Consider the following 320-nt stretch of genomic DNA (forward strand, 5'->3'; position numbering starts at 1 on the left):
GAAGCTGAAAACGATGGTCTTAAAGGGGCTGTTAAGGCTCGAGATGAGCATATTGATTCCCTTCGTCAGGCTATGCAGCTTCTGGAGCACAAGCACGAACCTTCTTCACCACCCCATTCCCCGTGGTGGAAATTCTGGAAAAAATCCTGACCCCGTCATGCTTCAGTTTTCCTCTCCGGCCATCCCGGGGCGTTCCTGAACCTTCCCAAAAATCGCCAGATCTCTGAACGCTCCTCACGACTAAAAATACCCACACACTACGCAAAATTAAATTTTTGCAGATAACTCATTAATATCAGTCAGTTGGTTGTTATTCAGTC

General features: G+C 46.9%; 1 pseudogene. It reads left to right on the forward strand.

The annotated features are described in order from the left end of the window. A pseudogene (locus ACKLKD_RS28090) lies at window positions 1-150 on the forward strand (DNA-binding protein); the annotation flags it as partial. Between the last annotated feature and the right edge of the window lie 170 nt (window positions 151-320).

Origin of the sequence: Klebsiella sp. 10982 (assembly GCF_048589245.1) — a bacterium.
In the GTDB taxonomy this organism is placed as follows: domain Bacteria; phylum Pseudomonadota; class Gammaproteobacteria; order Enterobacterales; family Enterobacteriaceae; genus Klebsiella; species Klebsiella quasivariicola.